This window comes from Paractinoplanes tereljensis (genome assembly GCF_016862435.1).
In the GTDB taxonomy this organism is placed as follows: Bacteria; Actinomycetota; Actinomycetes; order Mycobacteriales; family Micromonosporaceae; genus Actinoplanes; species Actinoplanes tereljensis.
The window spans coordinates 413,249-435,118 of record NZ_BOMY01000041.1 but is presented as its reverse complement, the minus strand read 5'-3'; the positions used below and the strand labels follow the sequence as shown (position 1 = coordinate 435,118).

Annotated in this window: 17 protein-coding genes; 9 read left to right on the top strand and 8 right to left on the bottom strand. The window is 69.6% G+C overall.

Annotated elements, in window-relative coordinates; genetic code table 11:
• The first annotated feature begins 35 nt into the window (after positions 1 to 35).
• The 5 genes from Ate02nite_RS32360 (at position 36) to Ate02nite_RS32340 (ending at position 9,404) form a co-directional block, all read left to right on the top strand.
• A complete protein-coding gene (locus Ate02nite_RS32360; RefSeq protein WP_239147856.1) occupies positions 36 to 3,047 on the top strand; it encodes a family 43 glycosylhydrolase in 3,012 nt (1,003 codons plus the stop codon).
• Between the two features lie 12 nt (positions 3,048 to 3,059).
• Positions 3,060 to 3,677: a hypothetical protein gene (locus tag Ate02nite_RS32355; RefSeq protein ID WP_203811639.1), complete on the top strand. Its 618-nt coding sequence runs from the start codon at positions 3,060 to 3,062 to the stop codon at positions 3,675 to 3,677.
• A 60-nt stretch (positions 3,678 to 3,737) separates the two neighbouring features.
• Positions 3,738 to 4,685 (top strand): COG1470 family protein, encoded by a 948-nt coding sequence (locus Ate02nite_RS32350; RefSeq protein WP_203811638.1) that lies wholly within the window; start codon positions 3,738 to 3,740, stop codon positions 4,683 to 4,685.
• A complete protein-coding gene (locus tag Ate02nite_RS32345) occupies positions 4,682 to 7,972 on the top strand; it encodes a beta-L-arabinofuranosidase domain-containing protein (protein ID WP_203811637.1) in 3,291 nt (1,096 codons plus the stop codon). The genes Ate02nite_RS32350 and Ate02nite_RS32345 overlap by 4 nt, the downstream gene beginning before the upstream one ends.
• A gap of 964 nt (positions 7,973 to 8,936) precedes the next feature.
• Positions 8,937 to 9,404 carry a hypothetical protein gene (locus tag Ate02nite_RS32340; RefSeq protein WP_203811636.1) on the top strand — a complete coding sequence of 156 codons (468 nt, stop codon included), beginning with the start codon at positions 8,937 to 8,939 and terminating at the stop codon, positions 9,402 to 9,404.
• Position 9,405: 1 nt separating this feature from the next.
• On the opposite strand, the gene Ate02nite_RS32335 is transcribed toward Ate02nite_RS32340, so the two are convergent.
• The gene (locus Ate02nite_RS32335) at positions 9,406 to 10,491 is read right to left on the bottom strand and encodes an FAD-dependent oxidoreductase (protein WP_203811635.1); all 1,086 of its coding nucleotides are present in this window, start codon (positions 10,489 to 10,491) and stop codon (positions 9,406 to 9,408) included.
• An 80-nt stretch (positions 10,492 to 10,571) separates the two neighbouring features.
• On the opposite strand from Ate02nite_RS32335, the gene Ate02nite_RS32330 reads away from it, so the two are divergent.
• Positions 10,572 to 11,246 carry a TetR/AcrR family transcriptional regulator gene (locus Ate02nite_RS32330; RefSeq protein WP_239147855.1) on the top strand — a complete coding sequence of 225 codons (675 nt, stop codon included), beginning with the start codon at positions 10,572 to 10,574 and terminating at the stop codon, positions 11,244 to 11,246.
• Here the strand turns inward: Ate02nite_RS32330 and Ate02nite_RS32325 are convergent.
• Positions 11,212 to 11,613 (bottom strand): DUF1761 domain-containing protein, encoded by a 402-nt coding sequence (locus Ate02nite_RS32325; RefSeq protein WP_203811633.1) that lies wholly within the window; start codon positions 11,611 to 11,613, stop codon positions 11,212 to 11,214. The two genes, Ate02nite_RS32330 and Ate02nite_RS32325, sit on opposite strands and share 35 nt — an antisense overlap.
• 62 nt (positions 11,614 to 11,675) lie before the next feature.
• Here Ate02nite_RS32325 and Ate02nite_RS32320 point away from each other — a divergent pair, with 62 nt between their 5' ends.
• Genes Ate02nite_RS32320 through Ate02nite_RS32310 form a run of 3 tightly spaced genes read left to right on the top strand, consistent with a single transcriptional unit; the run spans position 11,676 to position 14,281 of the window.
• Entirely contained in the window at positions 11,676 to 12,602 is a 927-nt protein-coding gene (locus Ate02nite_RS32320) for a helix-turn-helix transcriptional regulator (RefSeq protein WP_203811632.1), read from the top strand.
• A 43-nt stretch (positions 12,603 to 12,645) separates the two neighbouring features.
• Positions 12,646 to 13,587 (top strand): RNA polymerase subunit sigma-70, encoded by a 942-nt coding sequence (locus Ate02nite_RS32315; RefSeq protein WP_239147854.1) that lies wholly within the window; start codon positions 12,646 to 12,648, stop codon positions 13,585 to 13,587.
• A gap of 22 nt (positions 13,588 to 13,609) precedes the next feature.
• Positions 13,610 to 14,281, top strand: coding sequence for an SDR family NAD(P)-dependent oxidoreductase (locus Ate02nite_RS32310; protein WP_203811631.1), 672 nt, complete (start codon positions 13,610 to 13,612; stop codon positions 14,279 to 14,281).
• A gap of 1 nt (position 14,282) precedes the next feature.
• Here Ate02nite_RS32310 and Ate02nite_RS32305 read toward each other — a convergent pair whose 3' ends face one another.
• The 6 genes from Ate02nite_RS32305 to Ate02nite_RS32280 form a co-directional block, all read right to left on the bottom strand.
• Complete coding sequence (locus Ate02nite_RS32305) at positions 14,283 to 15,281, bottom strand: GGDEF domain-containing protein (protein WP_203811630.1); 999 nt, start codon at positions 15,279 to 15,281, stop codon at positions 14,283 to 14,285.
• A 117-nt stretch (positions 15,282 to 15,398) separates the two neighbouring features.
• Positions 15,399 to 16,631 carry a L,D-transpeptidase gene (locus Ate02nite_RS32300; RefSeq protein WP_203811629.1) on the bottom strand — a complete coding sequence of 411 codons (1,233 nt, stop codon included), beginning with the start codon at positions 16,629 to 16,631 and terminating at the stop codon, positions 15,399 to 15,401.
• A 112-nt stretch (positions 16,632 to 16,743) separates the two neighbouring features.
• Entirely contained in the window at positions 16,744 to 20,430 is a 3,687-nt protein-coding gene (locus Ate02nite_RS32295; RefSeq protein WP_203811628.1) for a DUF4062 domain-containing protein, read from the bottom strand.
• Positions 20,431 to 20,484: 54 nt separating this feature from the next.
• Entirely contained in the window at positions 20,485 to 21,060 is a 576-nt protein-coding gene (locus Ate02nite_RS32290; RefSeq protein WP_203811627.1) for a TIGR03086 family metal-binding protein, read from the bottom strand.
• Positions 21,047 to 21,514: an SRPBCC family protein gene (locus Ate02nite_RS32285; protein WP_203811626.1), complete on the bottom strand. Its 468-nt coding sequence runs from the start codon at positions 21,512 to 21,514 to the stop codon at positions 21,047 to 21,049. Before Ate02nite_RS32285 ends, Ate02nite_RS32290 begins: the two co-directional genes overlap by 14 nt.
• Positions 21,511 to 21,843 carry an ArsR/SmtB family transcription factor gene (locus Ate02nite_RS32280; RefSeq protein WP_203811672.1) on the bottom strand — a complete coding sequence of 111 codons (333 nt, stop codon included), beginning with the start codon at positions 21,841 to 21,843 and terminating at the stop codon, positions 21,511 to 21,513. The genes Ate02nite_RS32285 and Ate02nite_RS32280 overlap by 4 nt, the downstream gene beginning before the upstream one ends.
• Positions 21,844 to 21,870 lie beyond the last annotated feature (27 nt).

Below are 21,870 nucleotides of genomic sequence, written 5' to 3'. Positions count from 1 at the left end.
CCCCCACCCCCTCTTGGCTTTAGGAGAACGGCACCTTGAGACTGCTCCGCTTCGCGGCGGTCTGCGGGATGGTCGTGGCCGGGCTGATTGCTGTGCCCGCTTCGCCCGCCCTGGCTGCTGACCCGTACACCTTCACGCACGCCGGCAACCCGATCCTGGCCGACGGCACCTACTACTCGGCCGACCCGGCGCCGCTTGTCGCCGACGACCAGCTGTACATCTACACCGGCCACGACGAGGCCGGCCCGACCACCAACGACTTCCAGATGAACGAGTGGGGCGCGTTCCGCACCTCCGACGTCGCCGCCGGCACCTGGACCCACTACCCGTCCCTGGCCCGGCCGGAGACCCTGTTCAGCTGGGCCACCGCCGGTCGCGCCTACGCCGGACAGGTCGTCAAGGGCCCGGACGGGCGCTACTACTGGTACCTGCCGGTCAGCGAACGCGTTTCCACGGCGGCCGACAAGTTCGCGATCGGCCTGGCCGTCTCGGACAGCCCGACCGGGCCGTGGACCGACTACCTCGGCGGGCCGCTGATCTCGCAGCGGGTGCCGAGCACCAACGACATCCAGAACATCGACCCGACCATCCTGGTCTCCGGCCAGCGGGTGTTCGTCTACTGGGGAACGTTCGGGCAGCTGCGCTGGCTCGAGTATCAGGCGGACATGAAGACGCCGGTCGGCACCCAGAAATCCATTACCGGGCTGACCGGGTTCTTCGAGGCTCCCTGGATCTTCGAACGGAACGGCACCTACTACCTGGCGTACGCCGGGAACAACGCCGGGCCCACGTCGGCCTGCACGCCGGCCAACTATCACGCGTGCATCGCCTACGCGACCGCGTCCGCGCCCGAGGGGCCGTGGACCTACCGCGGAACCGTGCTCACGCCGGTCTCCTCGACGACGTCACATCCGGGGATCATCCAGTACAAGGGCCAGTGGTACATCACGTATCACACGGCTGACGCCGCTGGTGGCGGGCACTTCCGGCGGTCGGTGGCGATCGACAAGGTGGAGTGGGACGACACCCTGTCGCCGCCGCGGATGAAGCAGGTCGTGCAGACGCCGGTCAAGCAGCGCGACCGGACGCCGCGGGCCAACATCGCCCAGGAAGCCAAGGTCACCGTCTCCAACGACCCGGTGCCCACGCAGTACTGGGTGAAGTCGCTGAACGACGAGATCGTCCGCGGCAACCCGCTGCCGCCGGACATGTGGGGCACCTGGACCGGTAGCAACCCGCCGCAGCAGTGGGTCCAGTACACCTGGGACCAGCCGATGCGGATTTCCGGGTCGCAGATCGACTTCTGGAACGACCAGGCCCAGGGGACCGGTGTCGGCGTGGCCGCCCCGGCCAAGTGGAAGATCCAGTACTGGAACCTGGCCACCGCGCAGTGGGCCGACGTGCCCAACCCGAGCGGTTATCCGACCGCGACCTCAGGCTTCCAGAACACGACGTTCGACGCGGTCACCACCACGCAGGTGCGGGCCACGTTCGACGCGTCCACCAATGGCAGCACGTACTCGGCCGTCGCGGTCGAGGAGTGGAAGATCCTGGCCGCCCAGCCGTCCTCGGTCGCCTCGCCGTCGCTGGTGGTGGAGACCGGTGAGACCGAGCTGCCGGGCACGACTCCGGTGGTCTTCGGCTCCGAGACCCTGCAGGTGCCGGTCTACTGGGATCCGATCGTCACCGACTCGCCGGGAACGTTCCAGGTGCAGGGAAGTGTGCTCGGCTACGCGGCCGGGAAGGTCACCGCGACCGTCACGGTCATCTCGCCCGGGGACACCGCCGGTGACGTGACCGCGCCGACGCTGACGCTCACGCCGAGCGGCAGTGCCGGGACCAGCGGCTGGTACCGGTCGGCGGTCAAGGTGCGGGCGGCGGCCGTGGACGATCGCGGTGGCCGGATGACTATCGCCACCGCGGTTGACGGCGGTGCTGTCGCATCGGTGGATTCGGTGCGCTACACCGACGTTTCGGTCAGCGGGGACGGGCAGCACACCGTCACCGCGACCGCCACCGACCGGGCCGGCAACAAGTCGGCCGCGGCCTCGCTTCCGGTGAAGATCGACGCCACCGTGCCGGTCAGCACTTCTTCCGTTGCCGACCGCGCCGTCACGGTCGCGGCCACCGATGTCACGTCGGGCGTTGCTCGCGTCGAATACGCGATCGACGGCGGGGCGTGGACTCTCTATTCCGGCAAGATCGCGGCGGCCGACTCGAACAAACACACGGTGTCTTTCCGGGCTACCGACAACGCCGGCAACCTGGAGACGGCCAAGACGGCGACCATCCCGGCCGACCTGTCCGGGCCGCTGTCCGGCAACGTCGGGCCGATCGCGGTGCCGACCGCCTCCTACACCGCGGGCTGGAACAGCGTCACCGCGCTCAACGACAACGCCGACGTGGCCAACCCCGGCCAGGCGCAGATCTGGGGGACCTGGTCCGGGACCCGGGCGGCGACCCAGTGGATCCAGTACGACTGGGCCCGGCCGATCCGGCTCACCGGGGCCGAGCTGAAGTTCTGGCGCGACTCCAACAAGGGCACCGGCGACGGGGTGGCCGAACCGGACGGCTGGAAACTCCAGTACTGGGACGGCAGCGCGTTCCAGGACGTCGCCGGGGTGACCACCTATGGCACCAGCTCGACGGCGTTCAACACGGTCGCCTTCACGCCGGTCACCACCTCGCGGCTGCGGGCCACCATCAACGCCAACTCCAACGGCACCACCTACTCGGCGGTCGCGGTCACCGAGTGGCGGGTCTTCGCCGACGACCCCGGAACGGTGGTCGTGCCGGTCACCGTCACCGCCGCACCCCGGTGCATCGCGGGGAAGGCGTACCTCGCGGTGAACGCGCACAACTCCGGCGCCGACGCCCTCGACATCACGCTGGACACCCCGTACGGCAGCAAGGCCTTTGCCGGGGTCAAAGCCGACGCCTATCAGTCCTTCGCGGTGCGCAGCGCCGCGATCCCGGCCGGCACGGCCACCGCGACCGTGTCCGGCGTGACCCTCAACGCCGCCTACGGCGCTCTCACCTGCAATTGAACAGGAGCACTCATGAACATCCCGAAACGGCTGGTTGCCGTCGCGGCGCTGGCCGGCGTGGCTGCCTTCCCGACCGCGGCGATGGCCGACCCGGGCGACTCGGCCGACGTCGACGTCACCGTCCAGATCGCGCCGATCGTCGAACCCGGCGTGCTGGCCCTGACCGTGGCGGCCAACGCGGCGACCCTGACCGAGAACGGCTCCACGCTGCTGGTCCGGCAGTTCACCGGCACCCTGCCGACGGTGACCGTCACCGACACCCGCACCGCCGACGAGATCCCGGCCGGCTCGAGCTGGGCGGTCCTCGGTTCGTCGAGCGACTTCACCGGCACCGCCGGCCAGGCCCCGATCACCGCCGACCACCTCGGCTGGAAGCCGCGCCTGGTCGACGGCGGCAACAGCGACGGGCAGGTCAGCGAGGGTGAAGAGGTGGTCACCTCGCTCGACCAGCCGACTCAGCCCGGCAACAACGTCGGTCTGACCGACCAGGAACTGCTGGTGTCCACCTACGACTCGGCGTCGGTCACCGGCGACGCGTACTCGGTGAACGCCGACCTGTTCCTGCGCACCCCGGCCGACGTCTCGGCCGGTTCCTACCAGGCCAAGCTGACGCTCTCCCTGTTCGAGTAGTCGCGGTCCGGCGGGCCGGTCACCCCGGCCCGCCGGCCGTTCGGAAAGGACCCCCCAGTCATGATCGTTCAGGTACTCGCCGCTGTCCTGCTGGCCGCCACCCCGGTGCACGCCGACACCGGCCCCAAGGTCACCTGGACGGTCCAGCCCGCCGACGGGGGCCGCTGGATCGAGCGCACCCTCGACCCCGGTCAGCAGGTCACCGAGCGACTGGCCGTGCGCAACCTCGGCACCGTCCCGGCGGTGTTCGCGCTGAGTGCGGCCGACGGCTACCTCACCGACAACGGGCACTTCAACATGCTGGCGTCGGACCAGAAGTCCAAGGACGGCGGCACCTGGATCGCCGTCCAGTCCAGCGTCGCGGTCGGCGCGGGCAAGACCCAGATCGTCCCGTTCACCATCACCGTTCCGGCCGGTGCGACCCCCGGCGACCACCCGGCCGGGATCGCCGCGTCGGTGCTCAGCCGCTCGGGCACCGTGCAGGTGGAGAGCCGGGTCGGCTTCCGGGTCATGCTCCGGGCCAGCGGCATCGAGAAGTCGCAGCTGGCCGCCCAGGCGGTCACCGTCCACTACGAACAGTCGTGGAACCCGTTCCGGGCCGGCACGATCCGCGCTGCCTACACCGTCGCCAACACCGGGAACGTCCGGGCCGACGCTCGTACCTCTGTTTCGGTGGGGGAGCTCTTCGGCCTGCATCACCGGGACGGCGGCGCCACCGCCGGCGAGCTGCTGCCCGGCGGCAACCGGCCGGCCGACGCCCGCGTTCACGGTGTCTGGGGACTCGGCCCGGTGCACACCCGGATCCTGCTCACCCCGGCCGATCCGGCCGGGCCCACCGAGGTGACGGTCTGGATCCTCCCCTGGCCGCAGCTCATCGCGGTGGTACTGCTCGTCGCTCTCCTGTTCGTCCTCCGCGCGACTCGCCGCGCCTCCCGGCGCCGTCTGGCCCGTCTGCTCGACGACGCCCGGCGAGAAGGGCAAGCCCTGAGAAAGGACAACCCCTCGTGAACCGCCGCCACCTCCTGCAGCTCTCCGCGCTTGGCGCCGCCTCCGCCGGCCTGTTCCCGCTGCTGCCCACCGGCGCCGCCCTGGCCGCCGCGCCCGACCTCGGACCGGGCTCCACCGCTCCGGTCCGGCCGTTCCCGCTCAAGGACGTACGCCTCGGCACCGGGCTGCTGCAGACCAAGCGCGACCGCACCAAGGCGTTCCTGCGCACCTATGACGAGCGGCGCTTCCTGGTGCTGTTCAACAACCAGGCCGGTCGCACCAACCCGTCCGGCGTGGCCGTGCCGGGTGGCTGGGAGGACGGCGGCCTGCTCAGCGGCCACTGGGCCGGGCACTACATGACCGCCCTGGCCCAGGCGTACGCCGATCAGGGCGAGGCCGTCTACAAGACCAAGCTGGACTGGATGGTCACCGAACTGGCCGCGTGCCAGGCCGCGATCACCGCTCGGTTGGGGTCGTCCGGTGGCGGCGTGGAAGAGCCGGCGCCGGAGATCGGCCGGGTCGCGGGCAGGTTCGGTAGCGCCCTTCGGTTGAACGGCACGAGCAAAGCGCAGTACTGCACCCTGCCCCAGGAGGCGATCAACCAGCTGACCAGCTTCACCATCGCCACCTGGATCAACCTGGCCACCACCGCGAGCTGGACCCGGCTGTTCGACTTCGGCCAGTCCACCGGCATCAACATGTTCCTCACCCCGCGGGCCGGGGTGACCGGCAACGTGCCCCGGTTCGCCATCACCGTCGGCGGCTCGGGCGCGGAGCAGCGCATCGACGGCTCGTCGGCGCTGCCGGTGGGTTCCTGGGTGCACGTCGCGGTGACGCTGTCCGGCTCGACCGGCACCCTGTACGTCAACGGCCAGCAGGCCGGCACCAACACCGCCATGACGCTGAACCCGTCGAACCTCGGCAACCCCGGCAACCGGTGGATCGGCCGCTCCCAGTACGGCGACCCGTTCCTGGACGCGACCATCGACGAGTTCCACATCTACGACCGGGCGCTGTCCGCCACCGAACTGACCGCGCTGATGAACGGCGGCCCGGACGGCGGCAACATCGCCTGGTACAAGTTCGACGAGGAGGGCGGCACCGCCCTCAAGGACGCCTCGCCCAACGGCCGCGACGCCGGGGTGGTGGCCGCGTCCACCGCCGGGCCGGCCGACTGGATCCCGACTCACCCCGGTTACCTCGGCGCCATTCCCGAGGACGCGGTGCTGCGGCTCGGGCCGCCGCGCTGGGCGGTCTACGGCGGCAACGCCGACACCAACACCTGGGCACCCTGGTACACCCAGCACAAGATCATGCGCGGACTGCTCGACGCGTACTACCACACCGGCAACGCGCAGGCCCTTGACGTCGTCACCAAGATGGCCGACTGGGCCGGCCTGGCGCTGACCGTCGGCGACAAGAACCACCCCGACTATCCGGGCCCGCTCACCCGCGACGACCTCAACTACATGTGGGACCTCTACATCGGCGGCGAGTTCGGCGGGGCCAACGAGAACTTCCCGGAGATCTACGCGCTCACCGGCGACCCGAAACACCTGGCGACCGCCAAGGCCTTCGACAACCGCGAATCTCTCTTCGGGGCCACCGTGGAGAACCGCGACATCCTGGTCGTCACGCCCGCGAACCGCCCCGGCCGCCGCCGCGCCGAACGGCTGCACGCCAACACCCACGTGCCGCAGTTCATCGGTTACCTGCGCATCTTCGAACACGGGGGAGCGCAGGAGTACTACACCGCGGCCAAGAACTTCTACGGCATGGTGGTGCCGCACCGGATGTTCGCCAACGGCGGCACCAGCGGCAACTACCCCGGCTCGAACAACAACCTCGAGCTGTTCCAGAACCGCGACAACATCGCCAACACGGTTGCGACAAGCGGGGCCGAGACCTGCACGACGTACAACCTGATGAAGTTGGCCTTGAATTTGTTCTTGCACGAACACGATCCGGCCTTCATGGATTATTACGAGCGCGGCATGCTCAACATGATCGCCGGTTCCCGGGCCGACACCACCTCGACCGGCGACCCGCAGGTCACCTACTTCCAGCCGCTGGGTTCCGGGACGGTGCGCAGCTACGGGAACACCGGCACCTGCTGCGGCGGCACCGGCCTGGAGAACCACACGAAATACCAGGAGAGCATCTATCTTCGTTCGGCCGACGACGGCACGCTCTGGGTCAATCTGTACGCGCCGTCCACGCTGACCTGGGCCGCGAAGGGCTTCACGGTCACGCAGGAGACCACGTTCCCGCGCGCGGACACGGTCTCGCTCAAGGTGGACGGCAGCGGGCCGCTCGACCTGAAGCTGCGGGTGCCCGGCTGGGCGGTGCGGGGTTTCACCGTCACCGTCAACGGGGTCGTGCAGAACCTGGCCGCCCAGCCGTCGTCCTACGTCACGCTGAGCCGCACCTGGAGCCCCGGCGACGTGGTGGAGATCCGGATGCCGTTCAGCATCCGCATCGAGCGGGCCATCGACCGCCCCGACACCCAGGCGATCTTCTGGGGCCCGGTGCTCCTGCAGATCCTGGGAACCGGCACCGCGTGGCGCGAACTGACCCTCTATCGCGACCTGAAGCGCGACGGCGACTACGCCCGGGCCGCGATCCTCCCCGGCCCGGTAACCGCGGCCGGCGACCCGACCTTCACGGCCGGCGGCCTGACCTTGCGCCCGTACTACATCGGCGACAACCAGCCCACCACGTCGTACTTCCGGCGCACCGAGCCGGCCATCGTGTTCGGCTCGCTGGATAGCGGAGTGCCCAACCGCAAACGCAACGACGGCCTGCCGCACTACGACGTGCCGGTAACCGGCATCACCTCACCCGGCACCGACGGCCCAACCTTCCTGGACCTGGTCTGGGACCAGGCCCCATTCCCCACCCACCAGAGTTTCGTCACGGCCGTAACCGACACGGCGACGGCGTTCGTAACGGCCGGCGTGTTCACTGCCGCGGAGAAGAACGCGGTGGTAGCCGCAGCGGTAGCGGCAAACGGCGAGCTGTCACCCCCGGCGACGCTCAGCGTCGAGGCCACAGCGAAAACCCAGAAGATCGGCACGACGATGTACGTGGCGGTCAGCGCCCGAAACACCGACACCGTCCCGCTGACGATCGAGCTGACCACGGCATACGGCTCAAAAACGGTCCCGGATGTGGCCCCCGGCCACACGGCCTACCAGTCCTTCAACACCCGAGCCGCCACAGTCCCCGCCGGCACCGCAACCGTAAAGGCCACCGGCACCGTCGCCGGCCAGCCCGTGACGGCCACCTTCGAAGCCCCGTACAGCTGAGCCGAGTCGCCCCGACGCCCGTCCTGGACGTCGGGGCCACTTCAGGCCATGGCCATTTGTCGTTCCAGGCGCGAGCGGGGCCGACGCGTCCGTGCCGTTCACCTTTGACGTGCACGCATTGCCAAGCGGCATCTGATTGAGCTGACCGGCAGCCTCTTGCAGTACGAGGAAATCCCGGAGGCGCTGGAGTTTCGGTAAAGCCGAACGCAGGCCACGCACAACTAGAAACCGGGCCAGGGCCGCGAGAATCAACCTCTTTCCGGTACGGGCGACACCGTAGCCAACCGCAATTACCCCCGGCCGCCGCGACCGCGCGACCGGAGTGCAACACCGGCACGTGCCGCGCCGCTCGCGCAGCCGGACACCCACTCCGAGAGCTTTGCTTTGCGCACCAATACGCCCTGCTCTGCTTACCTCCGGTAAGCGCGGCAATTCCGGCGCGATCTTGCGGGGGTTCTGTTCGCTGCGAGCAGTAGGTCTTCAAGGTCTGCGTGTCGGAGCGGGCGGGGAGGGCCTGGACGCGGAATCGGCCCACAAGGAAGGGGCAAAAGCCTGTAAAACGCCCTGTCGCCTGGAGCGGCCCGCCTGGCGCTTACCCGAGGTGAGCAGAGCAGGGCGTATAGGTGCGCAGAGCAAACTGTCGAACCGGCTGGCGTTTGTCCTGGTCGGCGGGGTGAGCGTCGGCGGTTGGGGTGGGGTTGAGGTCTTGGGTCGGGACCGCCCGTGGCGGGCGCGCGGAGGGCGAGTTGCACCTGCCGGGACCGAGTGCCACGGGAGTGGATCAGGGCGTACGGAAAAGGGATCCGGGCGGGTTTCTTGTTGATGCCGGCCGGCTTGCCGGGGTCGCTGCGTGCCTCTCGTGGCTGTTAGCGTCCAAGGTCATCGACGGCTTCCGATATGGGGGCCGTTTCTTCTGCAGTGACGAACGGGGAGAAGTGTGCGGAGAATTCTGAGTTTTCTAGCGGTGGTCGTGGCTTTGGTGGTGAGCGCGGCCAGCCCGGCGTCGGCCGAGATTCCGAGCTACAGCCGCTGGTACACCCTGTGGGGATCGGGCTCGCCGTCGAAGGAGATCCGGGGCTCGATCAGCATCTTCTGGTCGCGGTCGGGAAGCACACTCCACCTCGACGCCCGGGTCGGTGTGATGGTGGGCCTCACCATGAAGACCGAGGCTCAGCGGTGTGCCATGAAGATGACCGGTGAGTTGATGAACGCCGCCGGTCAGGTGTGGAGCATTCCGGATGTGCCGCTGGTGTGCACCAGCGCTCTCCATGAGGAATGGAATTATCTCGTCGAGAAGACCACCCTCGACTCGGACACGAGTGCCGTCGCCATCCGCCCGACCATTTGCGTCTGGCTCTACTACGACGGCGGCCTGCCCGCTCAGAGCAAGTGCCAGGGCGACGGCGTGTGGTTCATCCACAACGAGGCCTGACCTAGCCGGCGAATAGTTTGACGAGCGCGTCCGGGGCGCCGCTGCCGAAGATCAATTCGACGGTGTCCCGGGCGGCGGTGGCCTCGGCCTCGCTGCGGCGGAACATCGCCTCCTCGAAGGTGGCCAGCGCGGCCTCGGTGTCGCCGGGGTCGGCGGCGATCGCCAGGCCGAGTTCGGCGCCGTCGAGCATCGCGGTGTTCGCTCCCTCGCCGCCGGGGACGGTCACGTGGGCGGCGTCGCCGAGCAGGGTCACGCCGGGCACCCGGGCCCACCGATGCGCGTCCGGCAGCTGGTAGATGCTGCGCCGGACCGGTGCCTCCGGGGCGTCGGTGAGCAGGGCGGTCAGTTCGGGCGCCCAGCCCGCGAACTCGGCGGCGACGTCTCCGCCGGCGAACCACTCGACCGGGCGGCTCAGCACGACGTAGGTGTGGATGACGTCGCCCACCTCCCGGTGGGCAAGGAAACCCTTGCCGGGAACGAGGGCATACATCGCGCCCGCGCCGACCGCTTCGGCCGAGGCCGGATGCCGTACGTCTACGTCGTGCAGGTAGGTGTCGAGGTAACTCATCCCGGCGTAGACCGGCTTCTCGTCCGAGAGCAGCGGCCGCACCCGGGACCAGGTGCCGTCGGCGCCCACCAGCACGTCGGTGGTGGCCGTCGAGCCGTCCGCGAAGGTCAGCTCGTGCCGGCCCCGGCCGAGCGGCATCGCCGACACCAGCTTCCGGCCCCACCGCACGGTGCCGGCCGGCAGGGAGTCCAGCAGGATGCGCCGGATGTCCCCGCGAAGCGCCTCGGGCCGCGTCAGGGAACCGTCGTCGGGGATCTCGGCGAGCACCCGGCCCTGCCGGTCGAGGACCCGCTGCGCCCCGCCGCCCCGGTGAATGATCGAGCGGAACTCGCCGGTGAGCCCGGCGATCTCGAGGGCGCGCTGGCCGTTGTGCTCGTGCAGGTCGAGCTGTCCGCCCTGGCTGCGGGCGCCGGCGGTGGCCTCCGCGTCGTAGACGGTGACCGGGATGCCGTGCCGGTGCAGGACCCGGGCGAGGGTGAGCCCGCCCAGGCCGGCGCCGACGATGCTGATGGGAGTCATGATGTTCCTTCCGGAGCCGATTGGACCGCTGGTCCATTCCCAGGTTGGACCGGCGGTCCATTTGTGTCAAGATGGCGTTCATGACAAGGCGCACCGACGCGCTCTCCCGGGCGCGGATCGTCGAGGCGACCATCGAGCTCCTCGACACGGCCGGCGAGAGCGCCCTGACCGTCCGCGCCCTGACCGCCCACCTGGCGACCGGCCGTGGCGCGATCTACCACCACGTCGCCACGAAGGACGACCTGCTGGCCGCGGCCGCCGACGGGGTCATCGGCCGGGTGCTGGCCGAGGTCGGCGGCGACGGAGACCCGGCGCCTGCCATCCGCGCGCTGGCGCTCGGCATCTTCACCGCGATGGACGCGCACCCGTGGATCGGCTCGCAGCTCTCCCGGGACCCGGGGCAACCCGCCGTCCGGCAGATCTGGACGAGCCTCGGGTCGCAGCTCGCCCGGCTCGGCGTCACCGGGCCGGCCCGGGTCGACGCCGGATCGGCGCTGGTCAACTACGTTCTCGGCGCCGCCGCTCAGCACGCCGCCGGGGCGCGGCGCGCCCCCGACGCCGCGGCCCGGCAGGAATACCTGCAGGCGCTGGCCGCGACCTGGGCCGGCGAGGACCCCGACGCGGCGGCACTGCTGCGCGACCACGACGACCGCGCGCAGTTCCTGGCCGGCGTGGACATCTTCCTGGCCGGCGTCAGCGCCCTCCGAAAGCCGGCCGGCGTCAGCGCCCTCCGAAAGCCTGCAGGATCAGGCTGACGATCAGGCTGCCGAGGATGTTGTAGCTGCCGGAGATCGCCGCGTACAGCAGCGGGCGGGGGAAGTTCGGGTTGATGGCGATGTTGACGGTGTTCGCCGCCAGATAGCCGGTGCCGACGGTCAGGCCGAACAGCAGCGCGTCGCCGTAACCGTCGATGTTCAGGGCGTCCATCAGGATCGCGCTGGTGATCGTGATGACCAGGCTGGTCAGCGCCGGCCCGGCGAAGAACAGCGGCGACGGGTCCGGCTTGGCGCCCGGGTCGCGGCCCAGAGAGCGGTTGTACGCCCTCGGGAAGAGCACCGCGAACCACACGCCACCGAGCACGGTGAAGGCGAGAAAGCCGACCAGGATTCCGATCAAGTTCATGGTCAAAGGCTCGCAGCAGTAGGTGCCAGTATGTGGCACCTATTTCGGGCAGAATCGGCGGCATGCCGAAGACTTCCGCGCGCCTGCTGGCCCTGCTGTCGCTGCTGCAGACCCGGCGCGACTGGGCCGGCTCGGCGCTGGCCGACCGGCTCGAGATCAGCCTGCGCACCGTGCGCCGCGACGTCGACCGGCTGCGCGAACTCGGCTATCCGATCGCCGCGGTCAAGGGACCGGACGGCGGCTACCGGCTGGGGGCCGGCACCGACCTGCCGCCGCTGCTGTTCGACGACGAGCAGGCCATCGCGCTCGTCGTCGCCCTGCAGATCGCCGCGGGGCGGGACGAGGCCGCGGCCCGCGCCCTGACCACCATCCGCCAGGTCCTGCCGAGCCGGCTGCGGCACCGCGTCGAGGCCATCGACGTCACCGCGGTCTCCCGGCCGGCCACGCATCCGCCCGCGCCGGTCGACGGCAAACTGCTGCTGGCGATCAGCGCCGCCGTGCACGCGCGCGAGGTGCTGCGCTTCGACTATTCGAACGGCCCCACCCGGCGGGCCGAGCCACACCACCTGATCACCTGGGACGGGCGCTGGTACGTCGTCGCCTGGGACCTCGACCGGGCCGACTGGCGCACGTTCCGCGCCGACCGAATGACGCTGCGGACGCCCAACGGGCCGCGCTTCGAGCGGCGTGAGCTGCCCGGCGGAGACGTCACGACCTTCGTGACCGGCACGTTCCTGGGTTCCGGCTGCCGGGGCACGGTGATCCTGAGCAAGCCGGCCACCACCATCGCCCAGTACACCCGGGACGGCGTCGTCGAGGAGCTCGGCGCCGAACGCTGCCGGCTGACCCTCAGCTCCTGGTCGTGGCCGAGCCTGGCCGCCGCGATCGCCCGCTACGACGCCGACATCGAGGCCGCCGAGCCACCCGAGCTGACCGCGGCGTTCGCGCTCCTGGCCGATCGTTTTCAGCGGATCGCGGCAGGCCGGTGAATTCCGCCCGCCCGGCGGATCCATCCTGGACGAGGAGGTGCGTGTGCCGGACACCATGGAGTTCGCGGAATCGGCCGGGCCGTGGCGGCGGGAGATCGTCGTGCACTGCTACCGGATGCTCGGCTCGGCCGGCGACGCCGAGGACGCCGCCCAGGAGACGTACCTGCGGGCCTGGCGGGGATTCGACCGGTTCGAGGGGCGGGCCTCGGTGCGGACGTGGCTGCATCAGATCGCCACCAACGTCTGCCTGCGTTTTCTGGAGCAGCGGGGGAGGCGGGTGCTGCCGGCCGACCTGGGCGGGCCGGACGAAGACCGGCCCGCGGCCGCCGAGACGCGGTGGGTGGGACCGCTGCCGGTCGACCCGGCCGACGCGGCCGAGACCCGGCAGAAGGTACGGCTGGCGTTCGTCGCCGCGCTGCAGCATCTGCCGGCCCGGCAGCGGGCGGTGCTGATTCTGCGGGACGTCGCGGATCTGCCGGCCGGCGAGGTGGCGGAGGCTCTCGGGACGACGCCGGTCGCGGTGAACAGCGCCCTGCTGCGCGCCCGGGAACGAATGTCACGGGAGGCGCCCGATCCGGACGAGATGACCGAACCGGACTCGGCCGAGATGCGATCCCGGCTGCTGCGTTACGTGGCCGCCTTCGAACAGGCCGACGTCGGCGCGCTCGCGGCCGTCCTGCGGGAGGACGTCACCCTGGAGATGCCGCCGCTCGCCACCTGGTTCGCCGGCCGGGAGCCGGTGCTCGGCTTCCTCGGCACCCACGTGTTGCGTGAGCCGGGATCGTTCGCCGTGCTTCCCTCGAAGATCAACGCCAACGGCCAACCCACATTCGCCATGTACGCCGAGGGGCAGGCACACGCGCTGAATGTCCTCGATCTGGATCGGGGCGGAATCCGGCGTATTCACATCTTCCTGCAGCCGGAGCTGTTCCCGATGTTCGGGCAGCCGGTGACTCCGGCCGCCGGGCGGGATCTCCACAGCTGACATCAACGCTGAGGAGAACGCGATGAACGTAGTGGTAGTCGGTGGCAGCCGAGGGCTTGGGCTCGGCGTCACCCGCGCGGCGCAGGAGTCCGGGGCGCGGGTCACGGTGGTGGCCCGCGACCTGGCCGGCCTGGACGGCGAACAGGGCGACGCCCGGGACGAGGGCTTCGCCGCGAAGGTGCTGGCCGGGGTGCGTCCCGACCTGCTGGTGATCACCGCCGGGGCGGTTCCGGAAATGGGGCCGTTGACCGGGCTCACCTGGGCGGAGTTCTCGGTGAACTGGCACAGCGACGTGCGGATCGCCTTCACCTGGCTGCGGGCCGCCCTGCGTCTACCGCTCGCCCCGGGTTCGCGGGTGGTGGTGTTCGGCAGCGCGGCGTCGCTGCGCGGTTCCCGGCTCAGCGGCGGCTACGCCGGCGCGAAGGCCACCGTCCGGCTGATCACCGAATACGCGGCCGAGGAGGCGAGCGCCCTCGGCATAGCGATGACCACGGTGCTGCCCGGAATCACGCCCGGCACCACCGTCGGCGAAACCGCGATTCGGGCGTACGCCAAGAATGCCGGCCGGACCGAGGAGCAGTTCCGGGCCAACCTGCCGGACGCACCGCCCCCGGAAGCCGTGGGCCGCAGCATCCTGGGCATTGCCGCCGGCGCCTACCTGCTGGAGGCCGGCGGCCCGCGACCGCTCCCGTAGCTCAGCGCACGGTGGCGGCCGGGCCGTGCTTGACCGCGTACATCGCCAGGTCGGCGCGTTCGACAAGCATCGTCGCGTCGGCCGCGGGGGTGTCGGCGGTGGCCGACCCGATGCTCGCGCCGACCCGCACCGTGCGCCCGGACAGCGTGAACGGCCGGCGGATAGCCTCGGCGAGCCCGGCGACCACGTCGTCGACGGATCGGGTGCTGGGCATGCCGGTCAGGATGACGGCGAACTCGTCCCCGCCGAGGCGGCACAGTTCGTCGCCGGGCCGCAGCCCTTCGCGGAACCGTTCGGCCGCCGCGACCAGCAGGGCGTCGCCGGTGGCGTGCCCGTGCGTGTCGTTGACTCCCTTGAACCCGTCGAGGTCGATGTAGAGGAGTGCCACCAGGTTCTCCGGGCCGGCCGCCGGCAGCGCGGACGCCAGGCGCCGGCCCATCTCGGTGCGGTTCGGCAGGCCGGTCAGGCCGTCGTGGCTGGCCGCGTGACGCAGCCGCTCCGCGGCATCCTCGCCCCGGGCGGCCGACACCGCGATGTTGTGCAGCGCGGTCACCGCCAGCAGCAGCCCCCATACGGCGGCACCGTCGGCGTACTTCAGGGGGATGACCGACGGCGCCAGGTGGGCGTGCACGGCCACCTGCGCCGCGACCGTGACGACGGCCGTGATCACCCCGGCCTCGATCCGGCTTCGCGCTCCCGACCAGCCGAGGTGAACGGCGGCGATGAGGATCGCCCAGCCCGGGGCCAGGAAACTCCAGCCGGCGTAGGTGCTGATGGCGGCGGCGCCGGCGTTGGCCACCGCCAGCCGCAGGACGAGGCGATTGTGCAGGTGCCCGCCGCCGAGCAGCCGTTGCCAACGCTCGTGGCTGAGCGCCAGAAAGAGCACGAGCAGCGCGGTCGTTACCTTGGGCGAGGCCGGGGACAGGCCGACGCGGTAGAACCACTCGGTCACCAGGAACATGACGGCGGCGTAGCCGATCAAACCGGGAACGAAGGGCACCCGGCCAAGGGCCCACCGAGCATCGCCGCCGAGCCGTGGAGTCACTCTTGCCTCTCCTGGCGCGCTCGGATGCACGCCAGGAGCCTTATCGTCCGCGGGTGGCCGGAGTTGAGCGGGTCAATGACCGTACTTGTCATAGGCGACTGTCCAGTCGCCCAGGCCGTCCGAGACCGGCAGGGTTTTCGGGCTGTTCTTGACCTCGACGACGTCGCCGACCATGAAGTTCTCGTAGACCCACTTCGCGTCGGCGACGCCGAGGTTGACGCAGCCGTGCGAGATGTTGGCCCTACCTAGCGAATGGTTCCAGGGCGCCGCGTGCAGGAACTCCCCGGAGTACGAGATCCGGGTGCAGTATTCGACGATCTCGGGCGCGTAATAGTTGGGGTTGGTCGGGTCGCTCAGGCCGTAACTGGCCGAGCTCATGCTGTGCGTCCGCTCCTTGGACAGCACCACGTGCGGCCCGTTCTGCGTCCAGAAATGGATCTGGGTGCCGTCCGAGATCGTGGTGTAACCGCCCCGGCCGTTGCTGGAAGCCATGTCCCGCACCATTTTGCCGTCGACGTAGACCTTGGTCCGGTGTGTGCTGTTGTCGCTGATCGCGACAAGCGCCCGCCCCACGCTGAAATGCGTGGTCGCGTCGGACCGGCCGTACACGCCGTTGCCGAGATGCACGCCCAGCGCATTGACGCTGACCTTGATCGCGGTGCCCTTGGCCCAGTACTTGGCCGGCCGCCAGTGCACGATGGTGCTGCTGACCCAGAAGAATTTGCCGGGTACGGCCGGGGAAGCCTCGACGGTGATCGCCTTCTCCGCCGCGGCCTTGTCCGTGACCGACTTGCTGAAGGCGACGATGACCGGTTGCCCGACCCCGTAGGTGCCCCCGGTCTTGAGCACGCCCATCCCGTTGGCCTGAAAGGTGATCCCGGCGGTCGACTTCGGCTTGACCGTGGCGAACGTGGACGTCTTCTCCACGGTCGCGCCGAGGCTGTCCTTCACCGAGGCGGTCACCTGGTAGGACGTGCCGTAGGCCAGGCTGCCGGTGGACCGCCAGGTCAGCCCGTCGGCCTCGACCGCGCCACTGACCTTCTTGGACCCGGCGACCACCGTGACCGACTGCAGGGTGCCGCCCTCGACGGAGACGGTGACGGCTTCGTTCGGCAGCACCTTGGCCGCGCCGGCCTTGGGCGTCACGGTCAGGTTGACCGGCGCCGCGGACGGCGTGTCCCAGGTGCCGATCGGCCCGTTCTTGGCGCTGCTCTTCGCATGGCCCGCCGTGGCCCAGCCGGCCACCGCGATACCAGCGGCTCCGGCGCCCAAAGCGCCGAGAATGACGTTACGTCGCCGAACCATGACTCTCTTCCGGCTCAGGTGATGAGGGGTACCGCGGGTAGAAGTACGCCGAGACGCCCTCCATGGATCAATGACGTATGCGGGACCCGGTTTCGTTGCACCCCGAGCCGATCTAGTCGATCAAGCGGAGGATGCTGTCGCGGACGTCAGGATCAGGCGCGGTCTCGGCCTGGTGCCGCAGAAACTTCATGTCCTCGGGGTTGGCGCGCCAGTCGATGAGCGCTGTGCCGAACATGCTGGCGGCGCCGAAAACAGCTGAAGTCGCCTCATCCCGGACCAGCGCGACGTCATCGTGGCGTGCCCGGTCCAGGAGGAACTCGGCAATACCGAATTCCCGGACGCGCTCGCCCAGATCCGCATATCGGTAGCCAAGAATATCGAACGCCGCGCCGATAGCCGCCCGCCGGACGGCCACGTCGCGGTGGCGGAATCCGTCGCCGAGAGCTGCTCGCGTCAGGTCGGTCGAGGGATGACTGCCATACCGGCCCTGGGCGAGTTGGGCGATCACCTTGAACGCGGTCACCCGAGTTCGGGACACCCGGTCCTTGTCGAGGCGACTCCGGAGAAATGCCAACGCCTGCGAGACGCCCCTCGCCGACCATCCGATGGCCTCCAGCGCGGTCTCGCGCACCGACGGCTCGTGGTCATCGACCGCCCGGCCGCAGAGAAAGTCAACGGTAGCTGGATCTTGGTACCAGACCGACGCGAGTGCATCGATGGCGGCATTGCGAACCAGCGGCTCGGCGTCTGCCGCAGCGAGATCCTGAATTAGTGCCCGCATCTCCGGATCGCTCGCGCGGAGCTCCGCCAGAACTCCGACGGCGGCCACCCGTGCGGGTGGTGCGCCATGCAGAGCCGTGTCCCGGACGAAGGCCAGACCCTCGTCGTCCGCGGGCCGGCTCCGGACGATCGCACGCATGGCGGCCCGGCGATCGCTCGGCGATGCCGCTCCGATCGCGTGGCCCCGAAGGAGTGCCCAGGCTTGATCATTCTCGGCCCACCCGCCCGCGATGGCATTGATCGCTGCCTCGCGGCACCGGTAATCGGGATCGTTCTCGACAATGTCGCGAATGCTGGTGAATGCTCGGGGGTCGGTGCGCCAGGCCCGGGTGACGGCACTGACGGCCGCCTTGATGACGCTGTGGTGGTCGTATTCGTAGGGAATTGTCCGCTGTGGCCGCCGGCTCAGGCGGACGACCAGGTCGAAGGCGGTGGGGTTGCCGTGCCAGTTCGCGGCCAGGTATTCGATCAGGCGCACCACGTAGGTGTAGGCGGTTTCCTGGTCGGCTCGGCTGGCGATGGCGTCCAGAATTGCCGGTTCGGTGCGCCAGGAGCGTTGCATCGTGGACAGGGCGGTCGTCCGTACCCGTGCCTGCCGGTCGTTCTTCACCACATCGGCCAGGGCGGCACCGATGTCGGGGCGGCCCGGCCATTCTCGTTCGAGGGCGGCGATCGCGCCACGACGTACGGCCTCTTGGGGGTCTTGTAATGCCGTCAAGGCATAGGCCAGGCGCTCCTTGCGGGAGCGCATGGCGAAACCCATCTGCCAGGCCGCGGTCCGCGCGGCCACGGTCTTGGCCGCGTCCAGCTCGGCGATCGCCTCCTGGACGGCCGCCGGAATCGTCACCAGCGGGGCCAGGGACGCGAAAGCCCCCAGCGCGGCCTGCATGAACTCCTGGGCACCGGTCCGGCGGGTGAGGGCCGACTGCTCGACGATGGCCCGGGCCAGTTCGGCCAGAACGGTCTGGCCGTAGGCGGGGTCCTTGACGTCGCCGGCGTCGCCCAGGCAGCGCGCGGCGAAGGCCAGGTTGAACGGGGGAGAGGTCGGGCACTCGGTGCGGAGGTAATCCACCACCTCGTGGATCGGGGTGCCCTGGTCGTGCAGCATGGCGATCAGGAGCAGGAGAACCTCCTCCCATTCGGGGGTGTTCCAGCGGGCGCCGAAGACCTCCCGGGTCAGCCAGCCGAAGTCCGCCTTGCGGGCGTTGAACTGGGCCAGGCGGCGGCAGGCCGCGAAGTACTCCATGAAGGTTCGGTGGACGAAGCCGAACACTCGCTCACCGATGCCGGCCAGTACGTAGGTGCGTTCCATCAGGTGACGGAGGATGTCGACCGCGATCGCCTCGGACTCGCCGGGGGAGAGCTGGTACTTCTCCTTCAGGTATTGGGACACGATGTCGCGCAAGGGGGCGTACGCGATGGCGTTCAGTTCGGTGCCGGACTGGTTGTGTTCCAGCATGTACATGGCTACCTGCTGGAGGATCTCGGACTTCTGGGCAGTGCGGATGGGTACCTTGAGCTTGAAGTCTTCGTCCTCGATTCCCTTGCTCAGCTCCCAGTCCTCGAGCAGGGTTTCGCCGCAGCGTTCGTAGAGTCGCCAGCGCTCGTTCGGCAGATCGCGGTTCTTGTAGATCACCGCCATCATGGTGAGCAGCAGCGGGTTACCGGCCAGGTCGAGTAGTCGCGGGCTCTCCACGATCCGCTGGACCAGTCCCTGGGCGGTACGTTCGGTGCCCTCGAGGGTGTAGTGCCGGTACCAGCGCTCTGCGAAGGTGCGGACGTGGCCGAGGGTTAGCGGCATCAGCGTGTATTGGTCGAATCCGGCCAGCCCGAGACCCGTTCGGTCATAGCCCGCGATGCGGGACGTGACGACGATGCGCGCGCCCTGGTAGCGGTCGATGAAGGTCTGGAATTGATCCACCACCCGGCGACGCTCGTCGGGGTCGAATACCTCGTCGAGACCATCGAAGAAGATGACCGCCCCCTGGTCCTCGGCCAGCAGCTCGGCCAGGGCGCGGGCGTCCAGCACCGTCGCGTAGTACTGCTCGGCGCGTCGGACGATGTGGCTCAGGAAGTCGGGATCCTTCTGCAGCACGTAGCTGCGCAATTCGACCAGGAACGGGATCGGAGCACCACGCAGGTGCTGGGGCGCGGTTGCGTCGTGGTCGCCGGGCTCGCAGACGCGGAGCATGGCGTACTGGAGAAGGGTGCTCTTGCCGGAACCCGGCCCGCCCAGCACGACCTGGGCGCGTTCCCTCCCGATCACGTCGAGAACCTGCTCCGGGTTACCGGTCAGCAGGAGTTCCTCGTCGCTGTCCTCCGATGACGTAGCTCGGCTGCCGTAGATCTCCTGCTGGTACTGGCGTACCTCGTCGGGGACCTCGGTGCCGGAGACCCCGGGGGCCACCAGCTGCGGCTCGAAGACCTCGGTCAGCGGGATGCGCAGTGGGTCGCGTTCCTTGCTCGCGCCCGCGATGACCTGCAGGCGTACCCAGCGGTGGCGGGAGAGTACGGCCTGCCGGTAGGCGTACCAGTCGGTGTCTCTCGCACCGACCAGGCCGGACCGTCTCTCCCAGCCGATCACCGCTTCGTTGACCTTGCGGGCCAGGTCGTCGGCGTTCTCGAACGTGTTTACCAGGCGATGTTCGCCGGCCAGCTCCTCCCGGAACCGTTCGATCCGGTCCGGCTCGCGGTCGATGTGCTTGCGGGGCCACGGCGCGTCGTCCGACAGGATGAAGACCAGGCAGGTCTTGCCGCCGTCCCGGGCCTGCTGATACTCCAGTTCGGTGATGGAGAGTTCCTGGCCGGCCGGGACGAAGCCGTAGCGCCAGGCGAAGATGCCCACGTAGACGTCGCACGAGTCGACGTCGGCGAGGCAGCGGTCGAGCGGCCGGATGTCTTCCGCGACGTAGTACTCCATCGCGACGTCGTCGTGTCCCAGGCGGCGCAGCGCCAGGCTGACCTGGGCTCGGTACTCCTTCAGGTCGCTGAACGTGGAGGAGACGTAGATCCGGGCCATGACCGTCCTCGATTGTCCGTGCGTACGAACATCTCACACGGGACGGCCCGGTGCCTAAGGCGTCGTCCAGAAGGGATCGCGGCCGATAAAACCGAGCAGGCGGGTCTGCGCGTCGGCGCCGGCCGGGACGGGCACCCGCGGGCCGTACTGGCCGGAGGAGCGAATTACCTCCTCCATCGGCTCCATGCCGCCGACCAGGATGGCGCTGAAGGCCTCGTCGAGGCGGTCGTCCTGGCCGGTGGCGCGGGCCAGGTCCCAGGTGTGCATGAAGACGTCGGACGTGTAGAACTGGTCGATCGCCCGGTCCAACGGGACCTCGCCCAGGTGCGGGTTGGTCAGCACCAGCTGCGTGGTCGCCGGGTCGTCGAGCAGGGCCTGCACCGCGGTGTACTGGGACTGCCAGGCGCCGGCCGGGTCGTCGTCGACGGCCGGGCCGCCGGGCAGCTTGATGCCGGTGCCGCCGGCCAGGAAACCCGGAAACCATTCGACCAGATGCCGGACGACGTCGCGGGCGGTCCAGCCGGCGACCGGCGCCGGGGCGGCCCAGTTCTTGGCGCCGGCCACCCGGTCGGCGAACGTGCCGCCGATCACGCGGTGGCGTTCGGCGGGGGAGAGGTCAGAGAGTGCCATCGGTCAACATCCCGTCCAGCTTGGCGTAGCCCTCGTTGACGCCGACCTCCATGCCGCTCTTGAGCCACTGGTCGCGAGCCTGGAAGCTCTCGATCAGCGACTGGGTGAGCAGCCGGGTGCGGCCGTCGTCGAGGTCGGAGAACCAGAGTGTCTCCAGGAACACATCGTCGGGGCTGCCCTCGTAACTGAAGGTCTGCACGATGCGGTCCGGCCGGATCTCGTGGAAGCAGCCGCGGAACGCGTGTTCGGTGCCGCCGCTGATCGAGACGTACCGGTAACTGCCGCCGGAGCGGGCGTCCCACTCGTCGATGCGGGTCTGCAGGGCGTCGGGGCCGACCCACCGGCGGAACAGCTCGGGGTCGGTGTGCGCCCGCAGGAGCTGTGCCGGGGAGGCCTGGAAGTCGCGCTTGATGCGGATGATCGGAACGTCCGGGTCGGCTTGCACTGTCGTCATGTCTGCTCCTCGTCCATGTCGGCCAGGACCCGGTCGAGGCGCTGGTAGCGCTCGTCGGCCTGGCGGCGGTAACGCTCGATCCACTCGTCCATGCGGTCCAGTGAGCCGGCCTCGAAGTGCACCGGCCGAGGCTGCGGCCCGGTCGCTCGGCTCACCACGCCCGCCTCCTCCAGGACTCGCAGGTGCTTGTAGACCGCTTGCAGGCTCATTCCGTACGGCTCAGCCAGCTGGTTGACCGTGGCGTCGGCGACCGACAGCCGGGCCACCATGTCGCGGCGGGTCGGGTCGGCGAGCGCCGCGAACACCTTCGACAGCGTGTCGGCCGGCATCGCCATCCTCTTTTCAACTAATCGGTT

Bases quoted from the DNA above. Each gene is read 5' to 3' on its own strand.
- Ate02nite_RS32320 (WP_203811632.1), top strand. From the start codon at position 11,676: ATGCCGAAGACTTCCGCGCGCCTGCTGGCCCTGCTGTCGCTGCTGCAG.
- Ate02nite_RS32355 (WP_203811639.1), top strand. From the start codon at position 3,060: ATGAACATCCCGAAACGGCTGGTTGCCGTCGCGGCGCTGGCCGGCGTG.
- Ate02nite_RS32300 (WP_203811629.1), bottom strand. From the start codon at position 16,631: ATGGTTCGGCGACGTAACGTCATTCTCGGCGCTTTGGGCGCCGGAGCC.
- Ate02nite_RS32285 (WP_203811626.1), bottom strand. From the start codon at position 21,514: ATGACGACAGTGCAAGCCGACCCGGACGTTCCGATCATCCGCATCAAG.
- Ate02nite_RS32350 (WP_203811638.1), top strand. From the start codon at position 3,738: ATGATCGTTCAGGTACTCGCCGCTGTCCTGCTGGCCGCCACCCCGGTG.
- Ate02nite_RS32290 (WP_203811627.1), bottom strand. From the start codon at position 21,060: ATGGCACTCTCTGACCTCTCCCCCGCCGAACGCCACCGCGTGATCGGC.
- Ate02nite_RS32325 (WP_203811633.1), bottom strand. From the start codon at position 11,613: ATGAACTTGATCGGAATCCTGGTCGGCTTTCTCGCCTTCACCGTGCTC.
- Ate02nite_RS32295 (WP_203811628.1), bottom strand. From the start codon at position 20,430: ATGGCCCGGATCTACGTCTCCTCCACGTTCAGCGACCTGAAGGAGTAC.
- Ate02nite_RS32310 (WP_203811631.1), top strand. From the start codon at position 13,610: ATGAACGTAGTGGTAGTCGGTGGCAGCCGAGGGCTTGGGCTCGGCGTC.
- Ate02nite_RS32335 (WP_203811635.1), bottom strand. From the start codon at position 10,491: ATGACTCCCATCAGCATCGTCGGCGCCGGCCTGGGCGGGCTCACCCTC.
- Ate02nite_RS32330 (WP_239147855.1), top strand. From the start codon at position 10,572: ATGACAAGGCGCACCGACGCGCTCTCCCGGGCGCGGATCGTCGAGGCG.
- Ate02nite_RS32280 (WP_203811672.1), bottom strand. From the start codon at position 21,843: ATGCCGGCCGACACGCTGTCGAAGGTGTTCGCGGCGCTCGCCGACCCG.